Origin of the sequence: Shewanella sp. SM71, assembly GCF_025653905.1 — a bacterium.
GTDB lineage: Bacteria > Pseudomonadota > Gammaproteobacteria > Enterobacterales > Shewanellaceae > Shewanella > Shewanella oncorhynchi.
Genome location: NZ_JAKKRW010000037.1, coordinates 1 through 6,958, shown reverse-complemented (window position 1 = coordinate 6,958; position 6,958 = coordinate 1). Strand labels below are relative to the sequence as shown.

9 protein-coding genes are annotated in these 6,958 nt (G+C 39.0%); 1 reads left to right on the top strand and 8 read right to left on the bottom strand.

What is annotated here, in order from left to right; translation table 11 throughout:
* Nucleotides 1-573: 573 nt before the first annotated feature.
* The 6 genes from L5L97_RS22640 to L5L97_RS22615 all read right to left on the bottom strand — a co-directional run bounded on the left by L5L97_RS22640 (nt 574) and on the right by L5L97_RS22615 (nt 5,813).
* On the bottom strand, nt 574-1,887 hold the full coding sequence (locus tag L5L97_RS22640; protein WP_263182368.1) for a zonular occludens toxin domain-containing protein: 1,314 nt from the start codon (nt 1,885-1,887) through the stop codon (nt 574-576).
* Nucleotides 1,887-2,234, bottom strand: a complete 348-nt coding sequence (locus L5L97_RS22635; RefSeq protein ID WP_263182365.1) for a DUF2523 domain-containing protein — start codon at nt 2,232-2,234, stop codon at nt 1,887-1,889. The genes L5L97_RS22640 and L5L97_RS22635 overlap by 1 nt, the downstream gene beginning before the upstream one ends.
* Nucleotides 2,235-2,241: 7 nt before the next feature.
* Nucleotides 2,242-3,693, bottom strand: coding sequence for a virulence factor TspB C-terminal domain-related protein (locus L5L97_RS22630; protein ID WP_263182363.1), 1,452 nt, complete (start codon nt 3,691-3,693; stop codon nt 2,242-2,244).
* Nucleotides 3,694-3,761: 68 nt separating this feature from the next.
* On the bottom strand, nt 3,762-3,974 hold the full coding sequence (locus L5L97_RS22625) for a hypothetical protein (RefSeq protein ID WP_263182362.1): 213 nt from the start codon (nt 3,972-3,974) through the stop codon (nt 3,762-3,764).
* A gap of 234 nt (nt 3,975-4,208) precedes the next feature.
* Nucleotides 4,209-4,526 carry a G5P family DNA-binding protein gene (locus L5L97_RS22620; protein ID WP_263182361.1) on the bottom strand — a complete coding sequence of 106 codons (318 nt, stop codon included), beginning with the start codon at nt 4,524-4,526 and terminating at the stop codon, nt 4,209-4,211.
* Nucleotides 4,527-4,535: 9 nt separating this feature from the next.
* Complete coding sequence (locus tag L5L97_RS22615; protein WP_263182360.1) at nt 4,536-5,813, bottom strand: phage/plasmid replication protein, II/X family; 1,278 nt, start codon at nt 5,811-5,813, stop codon at nt 4,536-4,538.
* Between the two features lie 107 nt (nt 5,814-5,920).
* On the opposite strand from L5L97_RS22615, the gene L5L97_RS22610 reads away from it, so the two are divergent.
* Nucleotides 5,921-6,103, top strand: a complete 183-nt coding sequence (locus L5L97_RS22610; RefSeq protein WP_263182359.1) for a hypothetical protein — start codon at nt 5,921-5,923, stop codon at nt 6,101-6,103.
* Between the two features lie 196 nt (nt 6,104-6,299).
* Here L5L97_RS22610 and L5L97_RS22605 read toward each other — a convergent pair whose 3' ends face one another.
* Nucleotides 6,300-6,524 (bottom strand): hypothetical protein, encoded by a 225-nt coding sequence (locus tag L5L97_RS22605; protein ID WP_263182358.1) that lies wholly within the window; start codon nt 6,522-6,524, stop codon nt 6,300-6,302.
* Nucleotides 6,517-6,729: a hypothetical protein gene (locus tag L5L97_RS22600; protein WP_263187183.1), complete on the bottom strand. Its 213-nt coding sequence runs from the start codon at nt 6,727-6,729 to the stop codon at nt 6,517-6,519. The genes L5L97_RS22605 and L5L97_RS22600 overlap by 8 nt, the downstream gene beginning before the upstream one ends.
* Between the last annotated feature and the right edge of the window lie 229 nt (nt 6,730-6,958).

The window sequence follows — 6,958 nt, the reverse complement described above, 5'->3', positions numbered from 1 at the left end:
TACATTGTGCGCAGTTATGGCTAGGTGTTTTTAGAGAGACTTTCAATCTTTTCAAGTGATTGATGTTTATAAAGTAATACAGAATAAATAGCCATAAGAACAAGCAACCTAGTGTTATGTGGTGACATAAAGCTATACCTCCCAAGTAAGTTCAAACCATTTAGGCGTTAAAGAATAAACCACCTCGTAATCATCCGATTTAAAAGAATATTCACTTAATTCGTGCCTGTAGCACCATGAATCATCAGGCCATAAAAAAACATCATCATCAGACTTACGCTGCGTGCAAATCAAAGATTCATAAGACATAAATACCCCTTAGTGATTAGATGTGCCGATAAGTGTCGTTATCGGCATTAGTTAGGACTAAAGCTAATGACAAACAGTGATTTCGTCTAAATGTTTAAGTACATCAAGCCAAAAATAATCAGTTGCAAACATACCTAGAACGATTCCAAACAAAAAACAGATTAAAAGATCATAAGTACGAGTTGAAGGCATAAATAATTCCATTAAAAGTTAAATAGGAAAGTGTTAAAGGTCGGGGGCGCTTCGCTTGTCCCCCCTCCCAAGCTACGAAGCAGCCATTAATTCATTTTGACGTTCATCAGGCTTGTAGGGCTTGATAAGAGGATTGCATGTAACGAACGTGGTAAAGTCATGGAAAGTTAATCTAACCAAACAATCATTAATAGCTTGCTGCTTAAAGCCAATAGCAGCTGGTTCAAACAGTTCACCTGTTTCACTTTTTATAAAAGAATAATCATAAGAAACTAAACCATTCTGATGTTTTATATATTGTGAACCTGAAATAAAAACTCCATCAATTGACTTTGTAACAAATTCAACTAAAACATCATTTTCTTTATCACTTAATAAAGTTGATGATGTGGGTTTAATAGAAACCTTAGAGGCTGGCTTTACTGCTGAATCAATAGGTTTAACAGCAGGCAAATCAGAACTTGGTGAGGCGAATAATTTAGAAGATAGTAAAGAAAATATTAAACCAACAATTATCGTCAAGATGATAATTGAATAATAAAAAATCTTAGGCATTTTAAACTTATGAGTATGCATTTCAGCACTAAAATAAGAACCATAGAAATTAGATGGACGCTTAACTAATGAGTTTTGAGTGGCTTTTAAATCGAAATAATTATCAGAGTCAAAGCTCTTGGAATGTTCATAACGAGTTACCCTGCTACCGCCAAAGGGATTATGATAATGCACATGATTATTAACTAATTTGCGAACGTTACTATCTAAAAGCATTCTATCTTGAGTAATCAAATAAACATCATAACCATTGTGCCTGTGTGTCTCAAATTTCGATATATGAATAGGAACATTAGCGCCCAAAGCTCTAGGCGGGAAAAACTGTTGGCATTCATCAATTAAAATTTTGCTGGTTTTTGGTAGTAAATGCCAATCTCTGGCATTTTCAAAATGGATAAAATGCAAATTAAATTGAACTAAATATTCAAATGTTAAAATATCAGCAGGCATATTAGAAATAAATTCTTCCATGCGCAAAAGCTGATTCTTTGTGTATAGCTTGCGTACCCAAAAAAGCCAAGTATCTAAGTGATTAGCTGCATCAAAATAGCTTTCTAGCCAAGGCACATCAGATAATGAAACAAATTCATCATCAGAATGGACTCTTTTAATAATCTTGTCTAAACGCTTTCTAGCGCCCTTATTTTTTAAATTTAATAAATAATTACCATAAAACCAGCCAGAAAAGCTACTAGCTACACGGTAATCCAACATTAACAAACGAATATTGGTGTAATAAATTGGACGGTCACCCTTGTTATTTGTAACAAGTGAAGCAAGGGTATTTAAAGATTTAGAAGCTCCGGGCTTACCAGTACAAAGACATAACATTATGCACCCCAATCAACATCGGATTTATCCCCTGGCTTACGCCAAACAGTCTTACGGATGTCACCCGCTCTGGAAGCGCCCTTTAGCACCATGAGAGCGAATCCAGCTGACATCATGATGTTTAAGGCGGTGTCTATGCCTAATAAATGTATAAACGTCGCTATATGCGGGGACAGAACGCCAGCGCTAGAATTAATTTTGTCGATAATGGCATCAAAAATTAAACCAACACCAGCATAAGTGACAGTACCGAAACCGATAGCAACAGCAACACGAGCAACTGTGGCCGTTAAGAACTGAGCAAGAAAAGGAAAAACAGAAGCAAGAAACATTGCAATGTATGGCATAAATCACCTAAGAGTATTTAGCTATCATTAAACCTGCGCCAACTGTGGCAAAGGCTATTAAAAACCACCGAATAACGGCAGCAAGGTCACAAAAAGGCGATAAATCAATAGTGACGGTGGTTATAACAATATCGACTGTATAAGGAGGTGGACAAGTATTAGAACCGCCAACACTAACGCCGTTAGAATCACTGTAATGATTTAATAATGTTGTTGTATTAATTTTGCCAGCGTCAATGTTATCAAGTGAAGAATCAGGACTATCAATATATTCTTTCAATTGATTAGTGAGTTTATCAACACCAGCTTGATTTTCTGCATCCTGACCAGAACTAGCACAAGATTTTTCCCACTCTTTACGGGCAATATAACAAATGGCAGAACTGGAAGAACAACTAAAAGAGGCGCAATCAGCAGAAGAAACCAAATCGGGTTCAGTGCCATCACCGCCCTTACCTATTGCGTCAACAATACTTTTTTCAGATTTACCAATTGCGTTTTCAATGTCACGCATACGAATGACAATATCAGAAAGACCGTTATTAGCCTCAACAAGCTGTTCAATAATTGCAGAGTTATCAGCAGGCTTACCAACTTGACCCGCTATCTTTGAAAGATTGCTATTAATTGAACCTGACAAAATATTATTAATAGCCCCTATTTGAGCGGTATTTCCAACAATATTAGACAAAGAACTTAAATTACCGACAGAATTAGCAATGTAACCCAAGGCAGGCATGTAATCGCCATAATTATTACCAGTGCCACCGCCAGAACCTGAGCCAGTTTTTGAATCAATGCTTTTCAAAAGGTTTTTTGACTCAGCCAAAATCATTTGATTTTGACTAACCCAATTAGTTTGAGAATTAATATCAGTACGAATTTCCTGTAAAACGGTATAAATACCATCACCAGAAGCATCAACATGCCTCGTTAATTCAGCCAAATCTCTAGCTATAGAACCAGTCTGCATATCAATAGCAGTCTTTGTATTAAAAGACTGTCTAGCACCCCTTAAAATTGCATCATAAACAATACCCAAATCCTTATGAACATCTTTTAACTCAGTTGTAAAAGTTGTCGGATACATAATAAAAGAATTAGTGGGTTGCAGATTATCTGGATTAGGGTCTGGATTCTCAGGGTCTGGGTCTGTTCCGCCAGAGTCTTGGCATTTGTTCACATCAGTAGCGTGATAGGCCATTTTTACATAACAAACAGGATTCGCAGGGTCACCAGTAGCACAAAACCAGTCGACGCCATACCATGAAAATTTTTTAGAATCACATTGCGAATTGTAGAAAGCAGTAGATTCAGACTCAGCATTGGAACCTAGAAATTCATAAGATAAGGGCAAATCAGGCGTAGCTGGAGGGGTATAAGCAAAAACATTAGCAGTAAAAACTAAAAAAATAAGCGACGAGTACAGTCGATTAAAACGAGCAAGACAAGTAGCCATATCAAATCCATTAGAGTGATAAGCATAAAACCTCAAAGTGGGGCGAACCCCACGACTTGAAACGGTTATTAACCAAAAAACGCAGCTTTAGCCCATTTAAAAACAACAGCCAAAGCAGCAAGACCAAGCATCACGCCACCAACCTTGGTAATAACAGCAGTACCGTCCGCACTAACAACACTTGTGGCGGTATCAATATCAATAGCGGCCATGGCAGATGGTGCAGCAATAGCAACACCAACAGTGGCAGCAACAACAAGCAAAGTACGTAATTTAATCATGAGTAGAACTCCATTTTATTAAAAGCCGAATTGGCGACGAGCGAGTTTAAAAACAAAAACTAGCGCATAGAGTGATGCGCAAGCACTAAACAAAAGCCCAACCTCAGTGGCCGAAAGCTGCCCCTCTAAATCCCTCGACTCAACCAGATAAAATCCATCACATGGCTGAGTAGAGCTAACTAATAGAGAATTGTCGGGCTGCTGAACAACGCATAAGGTCATGATTTTGAATTCCTAGTAACTAGAGGATGACTTTTCAGTTTTTGGCTTAGAGTCAATTTCGTTTAGTGGAGCTAATGTAAAAGCAAATGGCTTAAACTCTGGATTGTTATATTTACTTGCCTGAAAGCTGCTAGGGTGTACAAAATATGGACCAGCGGGATAAGCGGGCTGACCTTCTTCTAGTGGAATCTGAACTTCTACAGGATAACGACCGCCCGTATGCATATAACCAATTTGCCAATAAAGATTACGACCTGCTTTACCATCTTTTGGTGGTAATTGACGAGTTTGCAGCTTGCAATTAGAGGCATCTAATTCAATTTTTAACATGTTTTTTCCTTAACTTACTGCGCGTAAGCCTTGTCTGAGTTGTTTATATAGTGGTGTAGGTTCTTGCCAGTTTTGCGGGTGTTGCTTGGTAAAATCGACATTAATCATGCGGATTAATGGGACGACATTTGAAGCCGCTTGAGCTTGCAAATTCTGTAAGTAGGCTTTCGGGATAACCGAAGAAATTAGATTTACGTTATAGTAAAAAGTTGATTCAGGCATAGTCACCTTGACTTCATCCCATCCTTCGCTTTTTAAGCTACGAATAAAGCGGAATAGCCTGTCAGCCTTGGAATAACTAACTTTACCCTTGGAGGAAACTGTTTGATAATTCGCTCTTAGCGCATCTCTAACTTCATCATCGTTATATATATTCACTTGCTTGCCCTCGAACGTACTAAATATGTCTTCCCACGCATGGTTCCACATGTATTGAATCGGACAGTGACGTTTTCTCATTTCCTCGCAGTGCCTAACAAAATCACCAACGTGAAGCGGAAAACCTAGACGCTTTAACATACGCGGCATGATTGAAGCTTCGAAACGGAGTGAATTATTTGCAAAGGCTAAAACCTCAGGTCTTTGCATGGCTGCAAGTTGGCGTTCATAAACGTCTAACTTAGATTTCTTTAACTTATCCTGCGTGTCTTTAATTGAGTTCTGCAATTCAAAATGCTTTAAGTACGCTTTTAATTGCTTATGGCGAGAAGCTGATTTACCGCCATTTGAGTTTTTTGTACCCCAATAAGCAGTCGTATCATGAGACGACTTACTAGAGCGAGTTTGCCCAGAAGAAAGGTTTCTTAGGGCATGAATAGCATTTCTCGCTTCACTTTCACTCGATAAATGAGCCGTGAATGTACAGTCGATTTGCTTTATCTGAGAGCAGTTAAAATCAAGCATTTCAGATAATCGCGGCATCCCTGTTGAGAACGTTGTAACAAGTGATTCAACGCATAAACGAGTGTCGTCGGAACCAAAAACATTATGACCTTGCAGCAGCTTTGCAGGGCTAGCCTTAATCTCCACGAACGGCCAGTAAGTAGATCCACCCGCATGAATTTTAAAGCTCAGCGTTGACCAGCTAGACGGAATTGATTCATAGGGATGGCGCAAACTTTCGTAATCGAATTGACCGTCGTTATAAATAACATTACCCGCTTCTAAACGGACACCGCGAAGAGAGCATTCTTTGAGATCTATGATTCCCGACATACGGTCAGAAACAGTGTCGCCAACGACAAAGTCCTCATGAAATGGTATCTCTATACGGAACAAATCAATCATTTCGCAGATTCTTAGAAAGTTAGAAAGTGAGATAAACTTAGCTTCTTAGATTCTAATTGTCAATAAATCTTATAATATAAGATTATGCGATTAATAGAGAGATCCTTATGCCTTCAAAACATGTAGACGAGCAGACTTGGCGAAAAGTTGAAAAAGAGACTGTAAGAGCGGTAATTGCAGCCCAAGCGAGCATAAAGGAAACTGAGGTGCTTAGGATATTGATTTTAAAGGGATTAAAACACGTAAACGAAGACGATTATCGTGAGTTTGCTGAAAAGAAGCGCGGGTGAAAACTCCAAATATTGGAGTAGAGTCCACTGTTAAAGTATGTGGACTCTGAACACCCGACCGCTGAAAATCGGGTTTGTCTTCGACCGTTTAGCTAAAAAGTTGCTGAAAGTAAGCTAAAAAGAGGAAAAGCGGCTTAGCAGGGCGAAGGACTACGGGGGAAAGCGACCCGCTTTCAAGCGTAACGCTCCGCTACCATCAAGGCTGCGCCTTAATAATCCCTTTATTACCGACCCAATCAGTTTGACCGTCAGGCTCAACTCCCAGTAAGCGATAACATTCATTAAGGCCGCGATAACATTCAATAAGGGTGCGAACGTCAGCAAGGCATCCCTGAGGAACCCTAACCATTACAGTAGGTTCAGATTTAGGACGACCAGCGCCCTCCCGAGCGCCACCATGTTGTTTTTTGGTATCAGACATTGAATGAAGCCTCCAACCATTGACAAATCTCTTTGCGTATTAGCGACGGTGTAGCGTTATCAGGCACGTAAATATTTTGATATTTGTCTGGAGTGATAACGATATAGTTTGAACGTGCTTCCCAATAGAATTCAATATTACCATCCCAGTCACACCATACGCAGCTTTTTGTGTTTTCTTTGAAGTTCAGTTCTGATTGTTTCATGATTTTTCCCCTTGAATTTGGTATACAGTAATCATAACACAATCTTGATTAATGTATACATATTTCTAGTGAAAAAGTGAAATATTTTTTGAATAGAATGGTTAAACCATTTAATAGAATTAGCAGCGCACAATGCAGATTATATTAAACTCGCCTTTGGCGTCCCCTGCGCTAGCGCATTATGGCAGGGGCAGCAGTTCAACATGAATCTAGTTTACATTGTGCGCAG